16 protein-coding genes are annotated in these 20,553 nt (G+C 65.2%); 14 read left to right on the forward strand and 2 right to left on the reverse strand.

What is annotated here, in order from left to right; translation table 11 throughout:
• Nucleotides 1-237 precede the first annotated feature (237 nt).
• Complete coding sequence (locus CLU90_RS13330) at nt 238-1,308, forward strand: hypothetical protein (RefSeq protein WP_100428138.1); 1,071 nt, start codon at nt 238-240, stop codon at nt 1,306-1,308.
• Here CLU90_RS13330 and CLU90_RS13335 read toward each other — a convergent pair.
• Complete coding sequence (locus CLU90_RS13335) at nt 1,301-2,260, reverse strand: LysR family transcriptional regulator (protein ID WP_232731190.1); 960 nt, start codon at nt 2,258-2,260, stop codon at nt 1,301-1,303. The two genes, CLU90_RS13330 and CLU90_RS13335, sit on opposite strands and share 8 nt — an antisense overlap.
• Before the next feature lie 109 nt (nt 2,261-2,369).
• On the opposite strand from CLU90_RS13335, the gene CLU90_RS13340 reads away from it, so the two are divergent.
• Entirely contained in the window at nt 2,370-3,209 is an 840-nt protein-coding gene (locus tag CLU90_RS13340; RefSeq protein WP_100428140.1) for a phytanoyl-CoA dioxygenase family protein, read from the forward strand.
• Complete coding sequence (locus tag CLU90_RS13345) at nt 3,209-4,030, forward strand: sugar phosphate isomerase/epimerase family protein (protein ID WP_092713790.1); 822 nt, start codon at nt 3,209-3,211, stop codon at nt 4,028-4,030. Before CLU90_RS13340 ends, CLU90_RS13345 begins: the two co-directional genes overlap by 1 nt.
• Here CLU90_RS13345 and CLU90_RS13350 read toward each other — a convergent pair.
• Nucleotides 4,015-4,944 carry a LysR family transcriptional regulator gene (locus CLU90_RS13350; protein ID WP_198511208.1) on the reverse strand — a complete coding sequence of 310 codons (930 nt, stop codon included), beginning with the start codon at nt 4,942-4,944 and terminating at the stop codon, nt 4,015-4,017. The two genes, CLU90_RS13345 and CLU90_RS13350, sit on opposite strands and share 16 nt — an antisense overlap.
• A gap of 120 nt (nt 4,945-5,064) precedes the next feature.
• Between CLU90_RS13350 and CLU90_RS13355 the strand changes: the two genes are divergently transcribed.
• The 11 genes from CLU90_RS13355 to CLU90_RS13405 all read left to right on the forward strand — a co-directional run bounded on the left by CLU90_RS13355 (nt 5,065) and on the right by CLU90_RS13405 (nt 20,536).
• Nucleotides 5,065-5,940 carry an aldo/keto reductase family oxidoreductase gene (locus CLU90_RS13355; protein ID WP_100428141.1) on the forward strand — a complete coding sequence of 292 codons (876 nt, stop codon included), beginning with the start codon at nt 5,065-5,067 and terminating at the stop codon, nt 5,938-5,940.
• A gap of 21 nt (nt 5,941-5,961) precedes the next feature.
• The gene (locus CLU90_RS13360; protein ID WP_092713796.1) at nt 5,962-6,423 is read left to right on the forward strand and encodes a MarR family winged helix-turn-helix transcriptional regulator; all 462 of its coding nucleotides are present in this window, start codon (nt 5,962-5,964) and stop codon (nt 6,421-6,423) included.
• Nucleotides 6,424-6,588: 165 nt separating this feature from the next.
• The gene (locus tag CLU90_RS13365; RefSeq protein ID WP_100428142.1) at nt 6,589-8,964 is read left to right on the forward strand and encodes a M1 family metallopeptidase; all 2,376 of its coding nucleotides are present in this window, start codon (nt 6,589-6,591) and stop codon (nt 8,962-8,964) included.
• Complete coding sequence (locus CLU90_RS13370) at nt 8,961-9,449, forward strand: DUF6702 family protein (RefSeq protein WP_100428143.1); 489 nt, start codon at nt 8,961-8,963, stop codon at nt 9,447-9,449. Before CLU90_RS13365 ends, CLU90_RS13370 begins: the two co-directional genes overlap by 4 nt.
• Before the next feature lie 4 nt (nt 9,450-9,453).
• Nucleotides 9,454-11,490 (forward strand): TonB-dependent receptor, encoded by a 2,037-nt coding sequence (locus tag CLU90_RS13375; protein ID WP_100428144.1) that lies wholly within the window; start codon nt 9,454-9,456, stop codon nt 11,488-11,490.
• A gap of 102 nt (nt 11,491-11,592) precedes the next feature.
• A complete protein-coding gene (locus CLU90_RS13380) occupies nt 11,593-12,327 on the forward strand; it encodes a 2OG-Fe dioxygenase family protein (protein WP_092713804.1) in 735 nt (244 codons plus the stop codon).
• 142 nt (nt 12,328-12,469) lie between these two features.
• Nucleotides 12,470-13,831: a hybrid sensor histidine kinase/response regulator gene (locus tag CLU90_RS13385; protein WP_100428145.1), complete on the forward strand. Its 1,362-nt coding sequence runs from the start codon at nt 12,470-12,472 to the stop codon at nt 13,829-13,831.
• 265 nt (nt 13,832-14,096) lie between these two features.
• On the forward strand, nt 14,097-14,825 hold the full coding sequence (locus CLU90_RS13390; RefSeq protein ID WP_092713808.1) for a CerR family C-terminal domain-containing protein: 729 nt from the start codon (nt 14,097-14,099) through the stop codon (nt 14,823-14,825).
• Nucleotides 14,822-16,234 (forward strand): efflux transporter outer membrane subunit, encoded by a 1,413-nt coding sequence (locus CLU90_RS13395; RefSeq protein WP_232731191.1) that lies wholly within the window; start codon nt 14,822-14,824, stop codon nt 16,232-16,234. Before CLU90_RS13390 ends, CLU90_RS13395 begins: the two co-directional genes overlap by 4 nt.
• Before the next feature lie 12 nt (nt 16,235-16,246).
• Nucleotides 16,247-17,410, forward strand: a complete 1,164-nt coding sequence (locus tag CLU90_RS13400) for an efflux RND transporter periplasmic adaptor subunit (RefSeq protein WP_100428146.1) — start codon at nt 16,247-16,249, stop codon at nt 17,408-17,410.
• Nucleotides 17,411-17,419: 9 nt separating this feature from the next.
• Entirely contained in the window at nt 17,420-20,536 is a 3,117-nt protein-coding gene (locus tag CLU90_RS13405) for an efflux RND transporter permease subunit (RefSeq protein WP_100428147.1), read from the forward strand.
• Nucleotides 20,537-20,553 lie beyond the last annotated feature (17 nt).

The following is a 20,553-nucleotide window of genomic DNA, read 5'->3' on the forward strand; positions in this document are numbered from 1 at the left end:
TCAGCCTGTTGTATTGATATGGCTCTGTGGAGCTGTGCCTGGCGTAGGCGGGCTCTACCGCGGCCCGCGCCCCGTCCAGGCCCGCCGTCAAGCGGTTTATCAATAATACATTGCCGTGTGGCACTACACAAGATCACCGCGCCACGGGCGGCGCTCCTACGCCCGATGGCGAATGGTGGCGCCTGCGGCAATCGCCTTATAATGCCGTGTTTACTTCACGCCCAATACCTCCGCACCATGACGCTTCCCGAAAACGACACCAGCCGGCTCGACGCCATCAGCGCCGCCGCCACCGAAGTGGCCGCGCAAAACGTGGCCGACCTGCTGGCCATGGCCATCTGCCATCGCCCGGACGAACAGTCCCTGATCGTCTGCGACAAGCGCAGCTGGCTCAACGTCGTGTTGACGGAAGCGTATCGACTGGCCTTGCCGGATGCGGCCTTTATCGATTTCGACGAAGTCACGCCCGACGCCGTGCTGGCCGCGTTTGCCGAACTGCCGGCCGGCAGCCTCGTCGTGCTGATACAGTCGACAAGCTTCCGCCTGGAAGCGTTCCGCATCCGCATCGAGCTGTTCAAGCGTGGCCTGAAAGTGATCGAGCACGTGCACCTGTCGCGCATGCCCGGCGTGCAGGGACTGCATTACATCGCCTCGCTGGCCTACGACCCCGCCTACTATCGCGGCGTGGGCCACGCCTTGAAAGCGCGCATCGACACGGCCCGCCACGGCATGGTCGACAGCGGCGGCGAGCAGCTCGTGTTCGCCTCGCCATTCGAGGGCGCCAAGCTCAATATCGGCGACTACAGCGGCATGCACAATATCGGCGGCCAGTTCCCGCTGGGCGAGGTGTTTACGGAAGCGCAGGACCTGGAAGCCGTGAACGGGCGCGTGCGCATCTTTGTTTTCGGCGACACGCACTTCATGGTCAACCGCCCCGATACGCCGATCACCCTGATCATCGACAAGGGCCGGGTGACGGGCACGGAAAACGCCACGCCGGAATTTTTGGCCATGCTGGACATCATCCGCGCACATGAAGGCGAAGTGTGGGTGCGCGAACTGGGCTTCGGCATGAACCGCGCCTTTTCGCGCGAACAGCTGGTCAACGACATCGGCACGTATGAACGCATGTGCGGCATCCATCTGTCGCTGGGCGCCAAGCACGGCGTCTACACGAAACCGCAATTCAAGCGCAAGGATGCGCGCTACCACGTCGACATCTTCGCCGTCACCGAAGCAGTTTATCTGGACGACGAGCGCGTGTACGCCGATGGCGCGTGGACGGTGGAACCCGTCGCCTTCAGCTGAAAAATCCCGCAGCTTCCAGCTCGCGGTCCCACGGCGGCACGGGCTGGTATTCGGCCACGAGGAAATCGATCAGCGCGCGCACCTTGGGCGACGGCTGCCGGCTGGCCGGATACAGGGCGCTCAGGTGATTCAGAGGCAGTTCCCAGTCCGTCAGCACGGGCACCAGACTGCCATCGAGCAGATTGCGCCAGGCGAGGAAGGTGGTGCTGTAGACGATGCCGAGACCCCGCTGCGCCGCCTGGTGCAGCACCAGGCCGTTATTCGCTGTAAAACCCGCCTGTACGCGTACGCTCACGTCTTCCCGTTCTTTCCCTTCTCCACGCTGGAAATGCCAGTTCGTGCCATCGGTCAGGTGGCTGAAATGCAGGCACTGATGCCGCAATAGCTCTTGCGGCGTCTGCGGCACGCCCCATTGCGCCAGGTAGGCGGGGCTGGCGCACAGCACGGCGCGGCACGGCGCCAGCGGGCGCATGGCCAGCGCGCTGCTGTCCGGGATGCCGCCCACGCGTATCGTCAAGTCAAATCCGTGGCGTATCGGGTCGAGCAGCGCATCATCGACAAACAACTCGGCCCGCACCTGCGGGTGCAGCAGGCTGAAACGGGCGACGGCGTCGGCCAGCCACGCGCTGCCGAAACTCGATGGCGCCTGGATGCGCAGCGGCCCGGCCAGCTCCGCCCCCGCTCCCGCCTGCGCCACGTGCGCCACCATGCGCGCCGCTTCCTGCGCCTGGCTGACGGTGGCCATGCACGGCGCCAGGTAGGCGCGGCCCGCGTCCGTCAAACTCACTTCGCGCGTGGAGCGGTGCAGCAGCCGCGCATGCAGGCGTTCCTCCAGCTGCATGATGGTCTTGCTGACCATGGCCCGCGTCAGGCCTAGGCGCTGCCCCGCCAGCGTGAAGCTGCGCTGGCGCGCCACCTCGACAAAGATTTCCATCGCTTTTAGTTGATCCATGTCAAAGATTGTCTGCGCTTTGACGACAATCTGTCAACCGCTGGGCGATTGTTTGCCGCCCTCGCCCATCCTACAATGGCGCTTTCCACTGACCTCCGGAGCCGCCGCCATGCTGACTACTGAACAACAAGAACAATACCAACGCGACGGCTACATCATCCTGCCCGGCTTCAAGGGCGCGGACGACATCGCCGCCCTGCGCGCGCGCGCCGAGCAGATTGTCAACGAATTCGACCCCAGCGTCAGCCAGTCCATCTTCACCACGCGCGACCAGGCAAAGAACACCAACGATTACTTTCTCGCGTCCGACAACACCATCCGCTGCTTCTTCGAGGAAGAGGCGTTCGACACGGACGGTCAGTTGAAGCAGGCGAAATCGCTGTCGATCAACAAGATCGGCCATGCCATGCACGACCTGGACCCCGTCTTCCGCGCTTTTTCGGCCGATCCGAAACTGGCCGAAGTGGCGCGCGACCTGGGCCTGGCGGACGCGCAGGTGTGGCAATCGATGTACATCTTCAAGCAGCCCGGCATCGGCGGCGAAGTGCGCTGGCACCAGGACGCCACGTATTTCGAGACCACGCCCATCAGCGTGACCACCTTCTGGTTCGCGCTGGAAGATGCCACCCTGGAAAACGGCTGCCTGTGGGCGGAACCGGGCGGACACCGCGGCCCCCTGCGCGAACGCTTCATCCGCAACGGCGACCAGGTAAGAGTGGAAAAACTCGACGCCACGCCATGGCCCGATGACAGCACGGCCGTGCCACTCGAAGTGAAGGCGGGCGCACTCGTCTGCTTCCACGGCTTGCTGCCCCACTACAGCGCGCCGAACCGCTCGCCCGTGTCGCGCCACGCCTACACCTTGCACGCCACCGACGGCCAGACGCAATATGCGGCCCACAACTGGATACAGCGCGACGACTCCTTCCCCGTTCGGGGCTTCGTCTGATGCGCATCGACGTCTTCGCCGCCCACTGGGGCAATAACGAGCTGCCGCCCGATGTCTTCATCGACAGGGTAGCGGCAGCCGGTTTCGACGGCATCGAGATGTCGCTGCCGCTGGACACCGCCCTGCGCGAAGAATGGACCAAGCGCATCGCGGATGCAGGCCTGGAACTGATCGCCGCGCAGTGGGAAACCGTGTTCCACAGCGACTTCGCGCTGCACCGCGCGGCTCTGACCGAGCTGCTGGAAAACGCCTGCCTGGCGCGCCCCGTGCTGGTCAACACGCACACGGGCAAGGATTTTTATACGCAGGCACAGAACGCAGAACTGCTCGACCTGGCCGCCGCCATCTCGGCCAGGCACGGCGTGCCCATCGTGCATGAAATCCACCGCAGCCGCTTTTCCGGCCACCCGATGCTGCTGCTGCCGTATCTGCGGCAGTATCCCGAGCTGCCATTGACGGCCGACTTGTCGCACTGGTGCTGCGCCTGCGAATCGCTGCTGGAAGACCAGCCGCAGACCCTGGCGCAAGTGCTGCCGCTGGTGCGCCACGTGCATGCGCGCGTGGGCCATGCGCAGGGGCCGCAAGTAGCCGACTTCCGCGCACCGGAAGCGAAACCTGCGCTCGACGCCCACCTGGCCTGGTGGGACGCCATCGTCGCCCTGCGCCGCGCGGCCGGCGCCGAGCGCATGACGTTCACGCCGGAATTCGGCCCCGCGCCCTACACGCAAACCTTGCCCTGGACGCAGCAGCCCGTGAGCGACGCGTGGGAACAGAACGTCGCCATGCTCAAGCTGCTGCGCGCACGCTATCCGACAGACTGAGGAGGCTGCGCAAAATTGGCCTGCACGAAATCGATGAAGGTACGGAGCGGCGCGGGCAGATGGCGCCGGCCCGCATAGTATAAAAACGGGCCGGGAAAGGGCATCGCCCAGTCTTCCAGCACTGGCTGCAGCTGGCCCGCATCGATATACGGCTGCAGCCACTCTTCAAACAGATAGACGAGGCCATGGCCGGCGATGGCCATGCTGACCGCAAAATCGGCCGCCGTCGGCGTGACGATCACGGGGCCGTCCGGCTCCACGCTCACTTTTTGCCCGTCGCGCTCGAACTCCCACGGTGGAATCGCGCCGCTGAGGAATTTCCCCAGCAGGCAGGCATGCCGCAGCAGGTCGCGCGGATGCACGGGCACGCCGCGCTGCGCCAGGTAGGAGGGCGCGCCCGCCACCGCGAAGCGCTGCGTGCGCGGGCCGATGGGGATGGCGATCATGTCCTGCTCCAGCCGTTCGCCATAGCGGATGCCCGCGTCGCAACCGCTGGCGACGACATCGACAAAATTATTATCGACCACCAGCTCGACCCTGATCTGCGGATGGGCGCGCAGGAACCCGTCAACCATGGGCTGCAGGAAGAAGCGCGCCGCGTTGACCGGCACGTTCAGGCGCAAGATGCCGCGCGGGCTGTCGCGCAAGTCATTCAGCACGTCGAGTGCGCTGCTCACCTCATCGAGCGCCGGGCGCAGGCGCGTCAGCAGCAGCGCACCGGCCGCCGTCGGCGTCACGCTGCGCGTCGTGCGTTCCAGCAGGCGGATACCCAGCTGCTGCTCCAGCCGCCGCAGCGCTTCGCTCATGGCGGACGCGGATTGCCCGCTGGCGCGCGCGGCCTGGCGAAAACCGTGATGCCGGGCCACCAGGGCAAAGGCGGACAAATCGGCCATGGACGGGTTGTCTGCATGCATGAGTAGCGCTTTCATTGTGCGTAAATGAGTACAGCCTGTACCGGATTGACCCGATTATCATACAGCGCAATCGGCCTTACGATGGCTGCTCCCTTACTCGACCACCACACAGGAGCTGCCATGCACACGTATTCCCCCGCCCGCGACCAATTCACGCCCGCCCATTGCGACATCCGATTCAACCGCCTCGGCTACGGCGCCATGCAACTGGCCGGCCCGCACGTCTGGGGTCCGCCGAAAGACCGCGCCGCCGCCGTCGCCGTGCTGCGCGAAGCCATCGAACTGGGCGTCAACCATATCGACACGTCGGACTTTTACGGCCCGCACGTCACCAACCAGATCATCCGCGAAGCGCTGCATCCCTACCGCGACGGTTTGACCATCGTCACCAAGATCGGCTTCGTGCGCGGCGCCGACCAGTCCTGGCTGCCGGCCGCATCGCCACAGCAGCTGCGCGACGCCGTGCACGACAACCTGCGCAACCTGGGCCTGGACGTGCTCGACGTGGTCAACCTGCGCGCGCCGGGCATGGACGGCGCGGACGGCTCGTCGCTTGCCGGGCCGCTGGACACCTTGGTGCAGCTGCAGCGCGAAGGCCTGGTGCGCCATATCGGCCTGTCCAATGTCGATGCGGCCCAGGTGGCCAAGGCACAGCGCATCAGCCCCATCGTCTGCGTGCAGAACCACTACAACCTGGCGCACCGCGCGGACGATGCGCTGATCGACTCCCTGGCCGCGCAAGGCATCGCCTATGTGCCGTTCTTCCCCCTGGGCGGCTTTTCGCCGCTGCAGTCCGATACCTTGAACCAGGTGGCGGCCGCCCTGCAAGCCACGCCAATGCAGGTGGCGCTGGCCTGGCTGCTGCAGCGCGCGCCGAACATGCTGGTCATTCCCGGCACCTCGTCGGTGGCGCATCTGCGCGAAAACGTCGCGGCCGGCGCGCTCACGCTGGACGCACAGGCGCTGGAAGCATTGAGGTCGCTTGCAACTAAGTAGCGCACTATATATACTGTGCCCATGGATACCACTACCACCCCCAACCCCTTGCACCAGGTGCCGCGCCTGGACGGCCAGTTGTGCTTTGCGCTGTACTCGACCTCGCTTGCCATGAACAAGCTGTACCGCAAGCTCCTGCGCAAGCTCGGTCTGACCTATTCGCAATACCTGGTGATGATGGTGTTGTGGGAGCGCGACGGCTTGACGGTGTCGGAAGTGGGCGAGCGGCTGTTCCTCGACTCGGCCACCCTGACGCCCTTGCTCAAGCGCATGGAGCAATCGGGCCTGCTGACGCGCACGCGGGCCGCCAGCGACGAGCGCCAGGTCATCATTTCCTTGACGCCGCAGGGCGACCAGCTGCGCCACGAGGCGGCCCTGCTGCCCGAAGCCATCCTGGCGGCCAGCCACTGCAGCGTGGAGCAGGTTGTGGACATGAAACAACAACTGAACCAGTTGCGCGACAGCCTGATGAAAAGTGAGTAAAAGCGCCGCTTTTCCGAGCAAAATCAGGCAAAGCATTCCCCTGACAGCGCCAGGCAAAAGCTGGCGCGAAATCCGCCTTTCTTTATTACAAATCGATACATGGATGGCCCCACCCTGCGTATAGAATAGTTGCCACTATTTCCTTACAACAACATCAGGGTGATCATGCGCATACCTTTCGGCTCCGTCGCTTCGCTGGCTCTGTGCTTTACCATGTCGGCCTTCGCCGCCGAACCATTCGACGACAAGTTCCGCCAGCTCGAAGAAGTGCTGCCCACCCCGAATACCTACCGCACCGCCTCCGGCGCGCCGGGCCACGCCTACTGGCAGCAGCGCGCCGACTACACGATCCGCGCCACGCTCGATGAAGCCAGGCGCGAAATCACCGGCAGCGGCACCATCACTTATCACAACCAGTCGCCCGACACGCTCGGCTACCTGTGGGTGCAGCTGGACCAGAATATCTACAAGCCCGACTCCGATGCGCGCCGCATGGCCACGGCGCCCTCGCGCCAGGCGTGGGCCAGGACGACGGGCGAAGACACGATGAAATTCGAAGGCTTGCGCGGCATCCTCGCGCGCGGCGACTTCCAGGGCGGCGTCCATATCCGCCGCTTGACGGGCGCCGATGGCCAGCCTTTGAAGCACGTGATCAACCGCACGATGATGCGCATCGACTTGCCGCAGCCCTTGAAACCGGGCCAGGATTTCGTCTTCCAGATCGACTGGGACTATCGCATCAACGAACAGAAGGTGCTGGGCGGGCGCGCCGGCTATGAAGTCTTCGACGACAAGAACGCCCTGTTCGAAGTGGCGCAGTGGTTCCCCCGCATGGCCGCCTATTACGACGCGGCCGGCTGGCAGCACAAGCAGTTCCTCGGCTCGGGCGAATTCACCCTGGAGTTCGGCGACTACGACGTGCGGCTGACGGTGCCCGCCGACCATATCGTCGCCTCCACGGGCGAGCTGCAAAACCCGCAGGACGTGCTGTCTGCCACGCAGCGCGAGCGCCTGGACAAGGCCCGCGGCAGCGACAAGCCCGTCGTCATCGTCACGCAAAAGGAAGCGGAAGCGGCCGAAAAATCCGTGAGTCGCGCGCAAAAGACGTGGCACTTCAAGGCGTCCAACGTGCGCGACTTCGCCTGGGCCTCGAGCCGCAAGTTCATCTGGGATGCGCAGGGCTACAAGAAAGGCGGCAGCGACGTGATGGCCATGTCCTACTATCCGAAGGAGGGCAATCCGCTGTGGGAAAAATACAGCACGCAAGCCATCGTGCACACGATCGAGCAGTACAACAAGTACAGCATAGCCTACCCGTACCCGACGGCCATTTCCGTCAACGGTCCCGTGGGCGGCATGGAGTATCCGATGATCTCGTTCAACGGCCCCCGTCCGGTGAAAGACAAGAAGACGGGCGAGCTGACGTATTCGAAGCGCACCAAGTATGGCCTGATCGGCGTGATCATCCATGAAGTGGGCCACAACTACTACCCGATGATCATCAACTCGGACGAGCGCCAGTGGACGTGGATGGACGAGGGCCTCAACACCTTCGTGCAATACCTGGCGCAGCAGGCGTGGGAAGAAAACTATCCGGCTTCGCGGGGCGAGCCGCGCGAGATCGTCGATTACATGCGTAGCCGCGACCAGGTCCCCATCATGACCAATTCCGAATCCTTGCTGCAGTTCGGTAACAACGCCTACGCCAAGCCGGCGGCGGGCCTGAACATCCTGCGCGAAACCATCCTCGGGCGCGAGCTGTTCGACTACGCTTTCAAGGAATATGCGCAGCGCTGGAAGTTCAAGCGCCCCACGCCCGCCGACTTTTTCCGCACCATGGAAGACGCTTCCGGCACGGACCTCGACTGGTTCTGGCGCGGCTGGTTTTATACGACCGACCCGGTCGACATCAGCATCGACGGCATCAGCGAATACGGCGTGAGCTCGAAAGATCCGGCCACGGAAAAAGCGTGGAAAAAGGCGCAAAAAGACGCCCAGCCGGAATCCGTCACGAGCCGCGCCAACAAGGGCATGCCGCGCCGCGTCGATGCGCATCCGGAGCTCAAGGATTTCTACAACCAGCACGACGACTTCACGGTGACCAACAAGGAGCGCAACGCCTACGCCGAAGCGCTGGCCGCCCTGGAACCGTGGGAAAAGGACTTGCTGAAACAGGGCAAGCACCTGTACCTGGTCGACCTGTCGAACGTGGGCGGCATGGTCATGCCGCTGATCCTCGAGATCGAACTGAAAAGCGGCAGGAAGTACATCGAGCGCGTGCCGGCCGAAGTATGGCGCTACTCGCCGAAGAAAATCACCAAGGTCGTCATCACCGATGAGCCGATGGTGGGCCTGGTGCAGGACCCGTACTGGGAAACGGCCGACATCGACACGAGCAACAACAGCTGGCCGCGCAAAATTACGCCATCGCGCCTGGAACTGTTCAAGAGCGAGAAGTCGCCCAAGGATAACCTGATGCGCGATTTCCATACGCCGCTGAAAGGCCAGAACGGCGGCTCGTCCAAGGGCGACGAGGCATGAAGCGCTGGCGCGCGATGGGCGCCGCCTTGCTGGCCTGCGCCAGCATGGCGGCCGGCGCCCACAACTTCCACATGGGTATTGCCGACATCAGCTACAACGCGGCCAGCGGCAGCACGGAAGTGGTGCACACCTACACGGGCCACGACGTCGAGGCGCTGCTGACGAATCTGTACCAGCGCCAGTTCGACCTGGGCCAGGAAGACAGCGAAGCGGCCCTGCGCCGCTATGTCGAAAAACAGTTTTACCTGGTGGGACCGGACGGCAAGCGATTGCGCCTGAACTGGGTCGGCATGAAGGTCAATGCCGACAACGTGGTGATCTTCCAGGAGATCGAACGCACGCGCCTGGCCCCCGCCACGCGCATCCACAACCAGCTGCTGACCGACTTCCTGCCCAGCCAGCGCAATACCCTCAACGTGCAGGACAGCGGCGCCATCCAGACGCTGGTTTTCGACCGCCAGAACACGGAACTGCCGATCCGCTAAGTCCATGACGCCACGCTACCTTCCCCTCCTCCTCGCCACCCTGTTTTCAGCCACCGCCGCCCACGCCGACGACATCTTCCAGCGCGTGCTCGTCGACGGTTCGCGCCTGAACCAGCTGGGCGTGGCCGATTCGGCCAACGCGGGCAGCGTCACGCAACGGCAGCTCGATGCGCGCACCAGCTACCGGCCCGGCGAATTGCTCGAAGCCGTGCCGGGACTGATCGTCAGCCAGCATAGCGGCGAAGGCAAGGCCAACCAGTTCTACCTGCGCGGCTTCAACCTTGATCACGGCACGGACTTGCGCACCACCGTCGACGAGATGCCCGTCAACCAGCGCAGCCATGGCCACGGGCAGGGCTGGACGGACCTGAACTTTTTGATCCCCGAACTGGCCATGCGCCTCGATTACAAAAAGGGGCCGTATTCGGCGGCGCAAGGCGATTTTTCCTCGGCGGGCGCGGCATCCGTCGTCTACGCGAACCGCCTGACGCAGGGCGTCGCCAGCGTGGGCGTCGGACAAAACGGCTTTCGCCGCGCCCTGCTGGCCGACTCCAACGATGCGGGCGACGGCAGCCTGCTGTACGCGCTCGAAGCGCAGCGCAACGACGGCCCGTTCACGCAGCCGGACCGCTACCGCAAGCTCAATGGCGTGCTGCGCTACAGCGAAGGCTATGCCAACAACGGCTTCAACGTCACGGCCATGGCGTATGACGCCAACTGGAACGCCACCGACCAGATTCCGTTGCGCGCCGTGCAGGACGGCACCCTGGGCCGCTTCGACGCCATCGATGCCAGCGACGGCGGCAAGGCGCAACGCTACAGCCTGTCGGGCACCTGGCGCCAGACGACGGACGACGTATCGTCCAAAGTCAGCGCGTATGTGATCGCCAACCGCCTGGCCCTGTTCTCGAATTTTACGTATGCGATGGACGACCCCGATAACGGCGACCAGTTCGCCCAGCCCGACCGGCGCGTGACGGCCGGCCTCGACGCCAGCCGCACCTGGCACCGCCACACGGACGGCGGCAGCAGCGACACCACCATCGGCGTGCAGCTACAGAACGACAATATCCATAATGGCCTGTACCACACGCGGCAGCGGCAGATCGTGTCGACCACGCGGCAAGACCATATCGTCGAATCGAGCATCGGCGTGTATGGCGAAAACAGCACGCGCTGGTCGCGCTGGCTGCGCACCGTGGCCGGCCTGCGCGCGGATGCCTACCGCTTCGACGTGCGCAGCGACCGCGCCGCCAATTCGGGCAAGGCCAGCGACCATTTGTTCAGCCCCAGCCTGAGCGTGATCGCCGGGCCGTGGCGCGATACGGAAGCGTATCTCAACATCGGTAATGGTTTTCACAGCAACGACGCGCGCGGCACGACGATCACGGTCGACCCGAAAACGGGCGAAGCGGCCGACAAGGTCACGCCGCTCGTGCGCTCGCGCGGACTGGAACTGGGCTTGCGCAGCGCCGCCATCGCCGGCCTGCAAACGTCGCTGTCGCTGTACCGGCTGGACTTCGATTCCGAGCTGCTGTTCATCGGCGACGCGGGCGCCACCGAGGCGGGCCGCCCCAGCCGCCGCTACGGCATCGAGTTTTCCGGCTACTACAAGGCGGCCGGCTGGCTGTCGCTGGACCTGGATCTGGCGTATGCGCGGGCACGCTCGCGCGGCAGCGATCCGGCCGGCGACTTCATCCCCGGCGCCATCGAAGGCGTAGCCCAGCTGGCCATGACGGTGACGCCGCGAGGTCCGTGGTCGGGCTCCCTGCGCCTGCGCTATTTCGGTCCGCGCCCGCTGATGGAAGACAACAGCGTGCGCTCGTCGGCCAGCGTGGGCTTGAACGGGCGCATCGCCTACCAGATCGGCAAGACCTTGCGCGTGGAGCTGGAAGGCTACAACCTGGCCAACCGGCGCGACTCGGCCATCGATTACTACTATGCTTCGCGCCTGCCCGGCGAGGCGCAAGCCGTCGACGATATCCACTTCCATCCGGTGGAATCGCGCTCGCTGCGCCTGACCCTGGTAAAGAATTTTTAAGTAAACAAGAATAATTCTTATCGGACTGCACAGGAAGCGCCGCGAAGTCGTAGAATGCCAGGCTAGATAAACTGATACAGGCCCGTTCCGGCCCGCACCGCCATGAGCACTGCCGCACCGATCTTTACCGACCCGTCCCGCCTCAAGGACGCCTTGCGCGACGACGGCTATGCCGTCCTGCGCCCGCAGGACGTGGCCGCGCTGGCCGGCTGTCCGCTGGACGCATTGCGCGCGCTGGAACCGAGCTGGAATACCCTGGCGCTGGACAATTACCTGAAGGATGGCGGCCGCTATCGCCGCCGGCGCCACTCGTGCTTCGTGCAGGATGGCGAACGCCTGGCCCAGACGGCGCACCGTCCGCACTGGCAGCCGGTGGAATACAACGCCCTGCACGGCGGCATGCACCGCCTGTTCGAACCGGTCGAAGCGGCTATCGTCGCGCAAGCGGCCTGGCAGCAGCTGATCCGCGCGCTGGGCGACGCCTGCTCGCAGGTCAAGGGCAGCCAGCCCTGGTTCATCGAGGCGCACCAGTTCCGCATCGATACGACGGACGGCATCGGCCGCCCCACGCCGGAAGGCGCGCACCGCGACGGCGTCGATTTCGTCGCCGTGCTGCTGGTCGGGCGCGAACAGATCAAGGGCGGCGAGACGCGCATCTTCGAAGCGGACGGCCCCAACGGCAAACGCTTTACCCTGACCGAACCGTGGTCGCTGCTGCTGCTCGACGACGCGGCCGTCATCCACGAATCGACGCCGATCCAGCCCCTGGGCGAACATGGCCACCGCGACACGCTCGTGCTGACCTATCGCGCAGGCCAGTTCCAGGGCGAAAACTGACAGGCGGCCACAGCATTCCCTGTGGCCAAAATAGTTACTTGGAAGTTACTTTTGCAGACCTAAATCCGATATAGTCATACGATGTCGATATTGCGCGCTCACGGCGCCCAGCATCACCACACTGAAATCCTAGGAGAGGTCTGTGGACTCCAACAACCAAATCAAGCCTGACGAAATCGAGATCCTGATCGTCGAGGACAGCCCGACCCAGGCGGAGCGCTTGCGCCGCCTGATCCAGTCGCTGCACTACAACGCGCGCGTGGCGGCGAATGGCCAGCTGGCCCTGGCTGCCATCCGCGAGCGCAAGCCGCACCTGGTGCTGTCCGATATCGTCATGCCTGAAATGAATGGCTACGACCTGTGCCGCGCCATCAAGTCCGACCCGACCCTGCGCGACATCCCCGTCATCCTCGTCACCTCGCTCAACGACCCGAAGGACATCATCCGCGGCATCGAGTGCGGCGCCGACAATTTCATCCGCAAGCCCTACGCGGAAGACTACCTGCTCAACCGCATCAGCCACATGCTGATGAACCAGAAGCTGCGCAAGAACCAGAACGTGGAAATCGGCATCGCCCTGTACCTGGGCGACCAGAAGCATTTCATCAATGCGGAACGCCAGCAAATCCTCGACCTGCTGATCTCCACCTATGAACAGGCGGTGCAGGTCAATGGCGAACTGCAGGCGCGCGAACGCCAGGTGATCGAACTGAACATGCGCCTCGCGCACCATGCGGCCGAGCTGGAAACCATCAACCGCGAAATCGCCCTGAAAAACCTGGAACTGGCCGAAGCGAGCCGCATGAAGTCGGCCTTCATCGCCAATATGTCGCATGAATTGCGCACGCCGCTCAACGCCATCATCGGCTTCACCGGCGCGCTGCTGATGAAACTGCCCGGCCCCCTGACGCCCGACCAGGACAAGCAACTGAACACCATCCGCGCCAGCGCGCGCCATTTGCTCTCGCTGATCAACGACATCCTCGACGTGGCCAAGATCGAGGCGGGCAAGCTGACCCTGTCGATCGAACCCGTGCACTGCCAGGAACTGATGGGCGACGTGGCCGACACCCTGCGCCCCCTGGCCCAGCAAAAGGGCCTGGCGCTGGAACTCGAACTGGGCGAGCCAGGCCAGCCGCCCGCCATCATCGACACGGACCGCCGCGCGCTGACGCAAATCCTCATCAACCTGCTCAACAACGCCATCAAGTTCACGGAACAGGGCACGGTGCGCATCAGCCTGGCCCAGCGCGACGAAGACGGCGTGCTGGTGACGGAAATGAGCATCGCCGACAGCGGCGCCGGCATCAAGGAAGAAGACCAGGCCAAGCTGTTCCAGGCCTTCTCGCAGCTCGATTCCACCTCCACGCGCCACGTGGAAGGCGCGGGACTGGGCCTGTACCTGTGCCAGAACCTGGCCAACGCCATCGGCGGCGCCCTGTTCTTCAACAGCGACTACGGCCATGGCAGCACGTTTACGCTGGCATTGCGCAGCAAGGCCTGAGCTTTCTGTGCGCCGCAACATGAAATACTGACTTTTTGACATCAAAGCGAGACCGATACAGTAGTTCTACGGTATTGCACTGCACCATTTTCAGCGCTATAGTAGAACCGTCTCCTCCAATTCGTTCTCCGAACATTGGATTCAGCCCGCGAATACAACCGCGGGCTTTTTTTTGCCTGCGTTTTTCATTCTCTTCATCATTCCTTAACTAAATCAACCGGCTTAGTTATATCAATCGTTTGAGATATATGCTTAAATCTCCGGCATGATTGAAAAACACATTTCCCCAGCACCAGCCGCCGACGATGGGCGCAAACCCCGCTCCGATGGCGAACAGTCGCGCGAGCGGCTGCTCCATAGCGCCATCCGCCTGTTTGCCGAACAGGGCTACGCCAGGACGTCCACGCGCGAACTGGCGCAGGCGGCCGGCACCAACGCGGCCGCCATCAGCTACTATTTTGGCGACAAGGCGGGCCTGTACCGCGCCGCCTTCGCCCAGCAGTCAGCGAACCCGCAAGACAATATCGCGCTGTACGACCAGCCGCACTTCACCCTGCGCCAAAGCCTGGAAGGCTTTTATGCGCAATTGCTCGCCCCCATGCAGCAGGGCGAGATCGCGCGCGACTGCATGCGCCTGTGGTGCCGCGAGATGCTCGAACCGACGGGCCTGTGGGCGCGCGAGATCGACGAGAACATCCGCCCCGAACACGAAGCGCTCACGCGCGTGCTGGCGCGCCATTTGGGCGTCCCCGACAGCAGCGACGACATGCACCGCCTGGCGTTTTCCATCGCCTCGCTGGCCCTGCAGCACATGGTGGGCGCCGACGTGCTGCAAACCTTGCGTCCGCAATTGCTGGCAACGCCGTACGCTCTCGACACCTGGCTGGCGCGCATGACCGACTACGCGCTGGCCATGGCCGAGGTGGAGCGCCGGCGCCTGGCCCAACCCTCTTCACCCGATACCGCTCAACGACAAGCAGAAGGACCAGCATGACGACTATTCGACGTACCGTTCAACGCGCCCTGGCCGCCAGCATCGTGCTGGCGCTGGGCGGCTGCGCCCTGCAGGGGCCGCCCGCGGTGGTGGCCGCCGGCGTGCCCGAGCAATGGCAGGCACCGCTGCCGCACAACGGCAAGCTGACGGACCTGGCCAGCTGGTGGCAGGGCCAGGGCGACAGCCTGCTGGTGGAATTGATCAGCGACGCGCAGCAGGTCAGCCCCACCATCGCCGCCGCCCGCACGCGCATCGTGCAGGCGCGCGCCGACAGCATCGCCAGCGGCGCCGCGCTGGCGCCCACGCTCGATGCGACAGGCAGCGTGGTGCGTACCAGCCAGCAATCGGCCCAGCCCAGCGGCACCACCTCGCAGGCGGCGCTGCAGGCGTCGTGGGAAATCGACGTGTTCGGGGCCAACCGCGCCACGCGCGGCGCGGCGCAGGAGCGCTACGACAGCGCCCGCGCGGGATGGCATGAGGCCCGCGTCTCGGTGGCCGCCGAAGTGGCGAACCAGTACTACGCCTTGCGCACCTGCCGGCAATTGCAGGCCGTGTCCGAACAGGATGCCGTCTCGCGCCGCGACTCGGCGCGCCTGACGGAACTGAGCGCAGGCGCCGGCTTCCAGCCGCCCGCCAACGCCGCCCTGGCCCGCGCCAGCGCGGCCGAAGGCGCCAGCCGCGCCATCGAACAGCGGGCTGCCTGCGACGTGAATGTCAAGGCGCTGGTGGCCCTGTCGGCCATGCCGGAAGACGCGCTGCGCCAGAAACTGGCCGCCAGCCCCTTTGTTGCACCCTCGCCCGTGGCGATTGCGGAACTGCCGGCGCAAACCCTGGGCCAGCGTCCCGACGTCTACAGCGCCGAACGCGAAGTGGCGGCCGCCAGCTTTGAAGTGCGCGGCGCGCAGGCGCAGCGCTATCCCCGCCTGAGCCTGGCCGGTTCCATCGGCAAGGGCAATATCCGCGCCGGCGGCACCAGCATCACGGCCAGCACCTGGAGCATCGGCCCGCTGGCCGTCAGCCTGCCCATCTTCGACGGCGGCACGCGCCGCGCGCAGATCGATGCGGCCACGGCGCGCTACGACGAAGCCGTGGTGAAATACCGCGCCGGCGTGCGCCAGGCCGTGCGCGAAGTGGAAGAAGCGCTGGTCAACCTGGCCAGCACGGACGAGCGCAGCAGCCATGCAAAGACGGCCCTGGAAGGCTACCGCGTGTCGTTCGCCGCCACCGAGGACCGCTACAAGAATGGCCTGGCCAGCCTGATCGAACTGGAAGACGCGCGCCACACGCGCCTGGCCGCCGAAAACACGGTGGTCAACCTCGAGCGCGAGCGCAGCGCCGCCTGGGTGGCGCTGTACCGCGCCGCCGGCGGCGGCTGGAGCAGCAGCGCCATCGCCAACAATACCCCCTGACGGATACACAACATGAAAAAACTGACCTTGAAACCGATGGCGTTCGCGCTGGCCGCCCTTTGCGTGATGCTGGGCGCCGGCGTGTCCCTGTACTCCCCCTCCTCCACGGCGGCGGACGACGCCAAGGATAAGAACGCGGCGCAAAAACCGGCGCTGACCGTCACCACGGCCAAGCCGCAGACGGCCAGCCTGCCCATCAAGCTGAACGCCAACGGCAACGTGGCCGCCTGGCAGGAAGCCGTCATCGGCAGCGAATCGAACGGCCTGCGCCTGACCGACGTGCGCGTGAACGTGGGCGACGTCGTGCGCGCCGGCCAGGTGCTGGCCGTGTTCTCGAGCGACACGGTGAACGCCGACGTGGCGCAGGCGAAGGCCGCCGTGCAGGAAGCGCAAGCCAATGCCGCGGAAGCGGCCGCCAACGCGCAGCGCGCCCGCTCGCTGCAAAGCACGGGCGCCATCAGCGCGCAGCAGATCAGCCAATACCTGACGGCCGAACAGACGGCCAATGCGCGCATCGCGTCGGCCAAGGCGCAGCTGGCCTCGCAGCAGCTGCGCCTGAAATACACGCAGGTGGTGGCGCCCGACAGCGGCATCATCTCGTCGCGCTCGGCCACCGTGGGGTCGGTGGTGGGCGCCGGCACGGAACTGTTCCGCATGATCCGCCAGGGCCGCCTCGAATGGCGCGCCGAAGTGACGGCCACCGAACTGCTGAACCTCAAGCCCGGCACCCTGGCGCAGGTGAAGGCGGCCAACGGCAGCGTCTTGACAGGCAAGGTGCGCATGATCGCCCCTACCGTCGATCCGCAGACGCGCTCGGCCCTCGTCTACGTGGACCTGCCCGCCAGCACGGGCAGCAATGCGCCATTCAAGGCCGGCATGTACGCCAGCGGCGAATTCGAACTGGGCACCTCGGGCGCCCTGACCGTGCCGCAGCAGGCGATCGCCGTGCGCGATGGTTTCAGCTATGTCTTCCGCCTCAATCCCGACCAGCGGGTCAGCCAGATCAAGGTGCAGGCCGGACGGCGCCTGAGCGACCGCATTGAAATCCTTGGCGGCATCACGGCCGACACGACGATTGTCGTCAGCGGCGCCGGCTTCCTCAATGACGGCGACCTGGTACGCAACGTGCAAACCCCGGTGGCGGCAGCTGCCAAGCCGGCCACGGCAAAAAAGTAAGGAGAGGCCATGAATTTTTCCTCCCTCTCGATCAAGAATCCGATCCCGGCCATCATGCTGTTCGCGCTGCTGACCCTGGCCGGTCTGCTGGCCTACAAGGCCAATCCGGTGCAGGATTTCCCCGACATCGAACTGCCCATCGTCACCGTCAGCGCCGTGCTGCCCGGTGCCGCGCCGGCCCAGCTGGAAACGGAAGTGGCGCGCAAGATCGAAGACTCCGTCGCCACCTTGCAAGGCGTGAAGAACATCTACACCAAGGTGCTCGATGGCGTCGTCACGGTGACCGTCGAATTCATCCTGGAAAAGCAGATCGCCGAAGCCGTCAACGACGTGCGCGACGCCGTCGCCCGCGTGAAAGCGGACATGCCGGCCGAGCTGCGCGACCCCACCGTCACCAAGGCTTCCACGGCCGGCAGGGTCGTGCTGACCTTTATCGCCACGGCGAAGCCCGGCGTGGACAATCCGCTCGATGCGCCCGACCTGTCGTGGTTCGTCGACAATACGGTGGCCAAGCGCCTCTTGACCGTGCCCGGCGTGGGCGCCGTCACCAGAGTCGGTGGCGTCTACCGAGAAATCCAGGTGGAACTCGACGAGGCCCGCATGGCCGCATTGAAGGTGTCGGCACTCGACGTGTCGCGCCAGCTGCGCCTGGTGCAGCGCGAAGCGCCCGGCGGCCGGGGCGACATCAGCGGCGCCGAACAGTCGGTGCGCACCATCGCCACCGTCAAGACGGCCGATGAACTGTCGCGCGTGGAAGTGCCGCTGCCGGACGGCCGCCACGTGCGCCTGGACCAGGTGGCGACCGTGCGCGACACCATCGCCGAACCGCGCGCGCTGGCCGAGCAGGATGGCAAGACCGTCGTCGCCTTTGAAGTATTCCGCACCAAAGGCGCCAGCGAAGTGGCCGTCGCCAGCGGGGCGCGCGCCGCCATCGCCGACCTGCAGAAGGAAAACCCCAGCGTGGTGCTGCAGCAGTCGATCGACAATGCCTTCCCCGTCGAGGAAAACTTCGAAGGCTCGATGGAGCTGCTGTACGAAGGCGCGCTGCTGGCCGTGCTGGTGGTGTGGTGGTTCCTGCGCGACTGGCGCGCCACCCTGGTGGCCGCGGCCGCCCTGCCCCTGTCCGTGATGCCGGCCTTCCTCGGCATCTACTGGTTCGGCTACACGCTCAACACCGTCACCCTGCTGTCGCTGGCCCTCGTCGTCGGCGTGCTGGTCGACGACGCCATCGTGGAAATCGAAAACATCGAGCGCCATCTGCGCATGGGCAAGTCACCGATGGAAGCGGCCATGGAAGCTGCCGACGAAATCGGCATGGCGGTGATCGCCACCACATTCGCGCTGGTGGCCGTGTTCCTGCCGACGGCCTTCATGAGCGGCATTCCCGGCCTGTTCTTCAAGCAGTTCGGCTGGACGGCCGTGCTGGCCGTGCTGGCGTCCTTGGTGGTGGCGCGGCTGCTCACGCCGATGATGGCGGCCTATATCCTGCAACCGCTGCCGCACAAGGAAGAGCAGGATGGCTGGCTGATGACGCGCTACTTGCGTGTCATGCGCTGGTGCCTGAACCACCGCGGCACCACGGCCATCGCCGCGGCCCTGTTCTTCGTCGGCGCCATCGCGCTCGTGCCGCTGCTGCCGACCGGCTTCGTGCCTGCCGCCGACCGCGCACAGACGCAGATCAACCTGGAACTGCCGCCCGGCTCCACCCTGGCTGAAACGCAGGCCGTGGCGGCCCTGGCGCGCGACGCGGCCATGCGCACGCCAGGCATCCAGGGCGTCTTCAGTTCCATCGGCGGCGGCTCCAGCGGCGACGCTTTCGCCCCCGGCGCGGCGGCCGAGGCGCGCCGCGCCGTGCTGACCCTGACCACCGTGCACCGCACGGAGCGCAAGGAATCGATGGCGGACCTGGAAACGCAGCTGCGCCACAAGCTCGATACCATTCCCGGCGCCCGCTTCACGGTGGGACCGCCCGACACGGGCGTCAAGATGCAGCTGGTGCTGCGCTCGGAAGACCCGGTGGCGCTGATGGCAGCGGCGCAAAAGGTCGAGCGCGAATTGCGCGGCTTGAAAGGCATCGGCAACGTCAATTCCAGCGCCTCGCTGGTGCGCCCGGAAATCATCGTGCGCCCCGACTTTGCGAAAGCGGCCGACCTGGGCGTGACGGCGGCGGCCATCGGCGAAACCGTGCGCGTGGCCACGGCGGGCGACTACGACACGGACCTGACGAAAATGAACCTGCCCGAGCGACAGGTGCCGATCCGCGTCAAGCTGCCCAACAGCGTGCGCGCCGACTTGGCCGCCATCGAGCGCCTGACCGTGCCCGGCAAGAATGGTCCCGTGCGCCTGGCGAACGTGGCCACGGTGACGATGGAAAGCGGCCCGGCGCAGATCGACCGCTTGAACCGCAGCCGCAACGTGACCCTCGACGTGGAACTCGGTTCGCGCACCCTGGGCGAACTGAATGAAGAGGCGCGCGCGCTGCCGTCGATGAAGAATCTGCCGCCGTCCGTGAAGATCGCCGAACTGGGCGACGCGCAGGAAATGGCGTCGCTGTTCGCCAGCTTCGGCCTGGCCATGCTGATCGGCGTGCTGTGCATCTATTGCGTGCTGGTGCTGCTGTTCAAGGACTTCATGCAGCCGGTGACCATCCTGGCGGCGCTGCCGCTGTCGATCGGCGGCGCCTTCGTCGCCCTCTTGATCACGGGCAGCGCCCTGTCGATGCCGTCGATGATCGGCCTGATCATGCTGATGGGGATCGTCACCAAGAACTCCATCCTGCTGGTCGACTATGCGATCCTGGCGCGCCAGGCGGGCATGAACCGCTTCGACGCGCTGGTCGACGCCTGCCACAAGCGCAGCAGGCCGATTTTGATGACGACGATCGCCATGGGCGCCGGCATGATGCCGCTGGCGCTGGGCTGGGGCGCCGACCCCAGCTTCCGTTCGCCGATGGCCATTACCGTCATCGGCGGCCTGATCACGTCGACCCTGTTGAGCCTGCTGGTGGTGCCGGCCGTGTTCACCTACATCGACGACCTCGAGCACCTGCTCAAGCGCGGCATGGCGAAACTGCGCCGCCAGAAGGCGCCGCTGCGGCGCGACGACAAGGTGGCGCTGGAAAAATAAGCGCCGCCATTATTTGC

The organism is Janthinobacterium sp. 67 (genome assembly GCF_002797895.1).
Classification (GTDB): Bacteria; Pseudomonadota; Gammaproteobacteria; order Burkholderiales; family Burkholderiaceae_D; genus Janthinobacterium.

Bases quoted from the DNA above. Each gene is read 5' to 3' on its own strand.
- CLU90_RS13330 (WP_100428138.1), top strand. From the start codon at position 238: ATGACGCTTCCCGAAAACGACACCAGCCGGCTCGACGCCATCAGCGCC.
- CLU90_RS13335 (WP_232731190.1), bottom strand. From the start codon at position 2,260: ATGGATCAACTAAAAGCGATGGAAATCTTTGTCGAGGTGGCGCGCCAG.
- CLU90_RS13340 (WP_100428140.1), top strand. From the start codon at position 2,370: ATGCTGACTACTGAACAACAAGAACAATACCAACGCGACGGCTACATC.
- CLU90_RS13345 (WP_092713790.1), top strand. From the start codon at position 3,209: ATGCGCATCGACGTCTTCGCCGCCCACTGGGGCAATAACGAGCTGCCG.
- CLU90_RS13350 (WP_198511208.1), bottom strand. From the start codon at position 4,944: ATGCATGCAGACAACCCGTCCATGGCCGATTTGTCCGCCTTTGCCCTG.
- CLU90_RS13355 (WP_100428141.1), top strand. From the start codon at position 5,065: ATGCACACGTATTCCCCCGCCCGCGACCAATTCACGCCCGCCCATTGC.
- CLU90_RS13360 (WP_092713796.1), top strand. From the start codon at position 5,962: ATGGATACCACTACCACCCCCAACCCCTTGCACCAGGTGCCGCGCCTG.
- CLU90_RS13365 (WP_100428142.1), top strand. From the start codon at position 6,589: ATGCGCATACCTTTCGGCTCCGTCGCTTCGCTGGCTCTGTGCTTTACC.
- CLU90_RS13370 (WP_100428143.1), top strand. From the start codon at position 8,961: ATGAAGCGCTGGCGCGCGATGGGCGCCGCCTTGCTGGCCTGCGCCAGC.
- CLU90_RS13375 (WP_100428144.1), top strand. From the start codon at position 9,454: ATGACGCCACGCTACCTTCCCCTCCTCCTCGCCACCCTGTTTTCAGCC.
- CLU90_RS13380 (WP_092713804.1), top strand. From the start codon at position 11,593: ATGAGCACTGCCGCACCGATCTTTACCGACCCGTCCCGCCTCAAGGAC.
- CLU90_RS13390 (WP_092713808.1), top strand. From the start codon at position 14,097: ATGATTGAAAAACACATTTCCCCAGCACCAGCCGCCGACGATGGGCGC.
- CLU90_RS13395 (WP_232731191.1), top strand. From the start codon at position 14,822: ATGACGACTATTCGACGTACCGTTCAACGCGCCCTGGCCGCCAGCATC.
- CLU90_RS13400 (WP_100428146.1), top strand. From the start codon at position 16,247: ATGAAAAAACTGACCTTGAAACCGATGGCGTTCGCGCTGGCCGCCCTT.
- CLU90_RS13405 (WP_100428147.1), top strand. From the start codon at position 17,420: ATGAATTTTTCCTCCCTCTCGATCAAGAATCCGATCCCGGCCATCATG.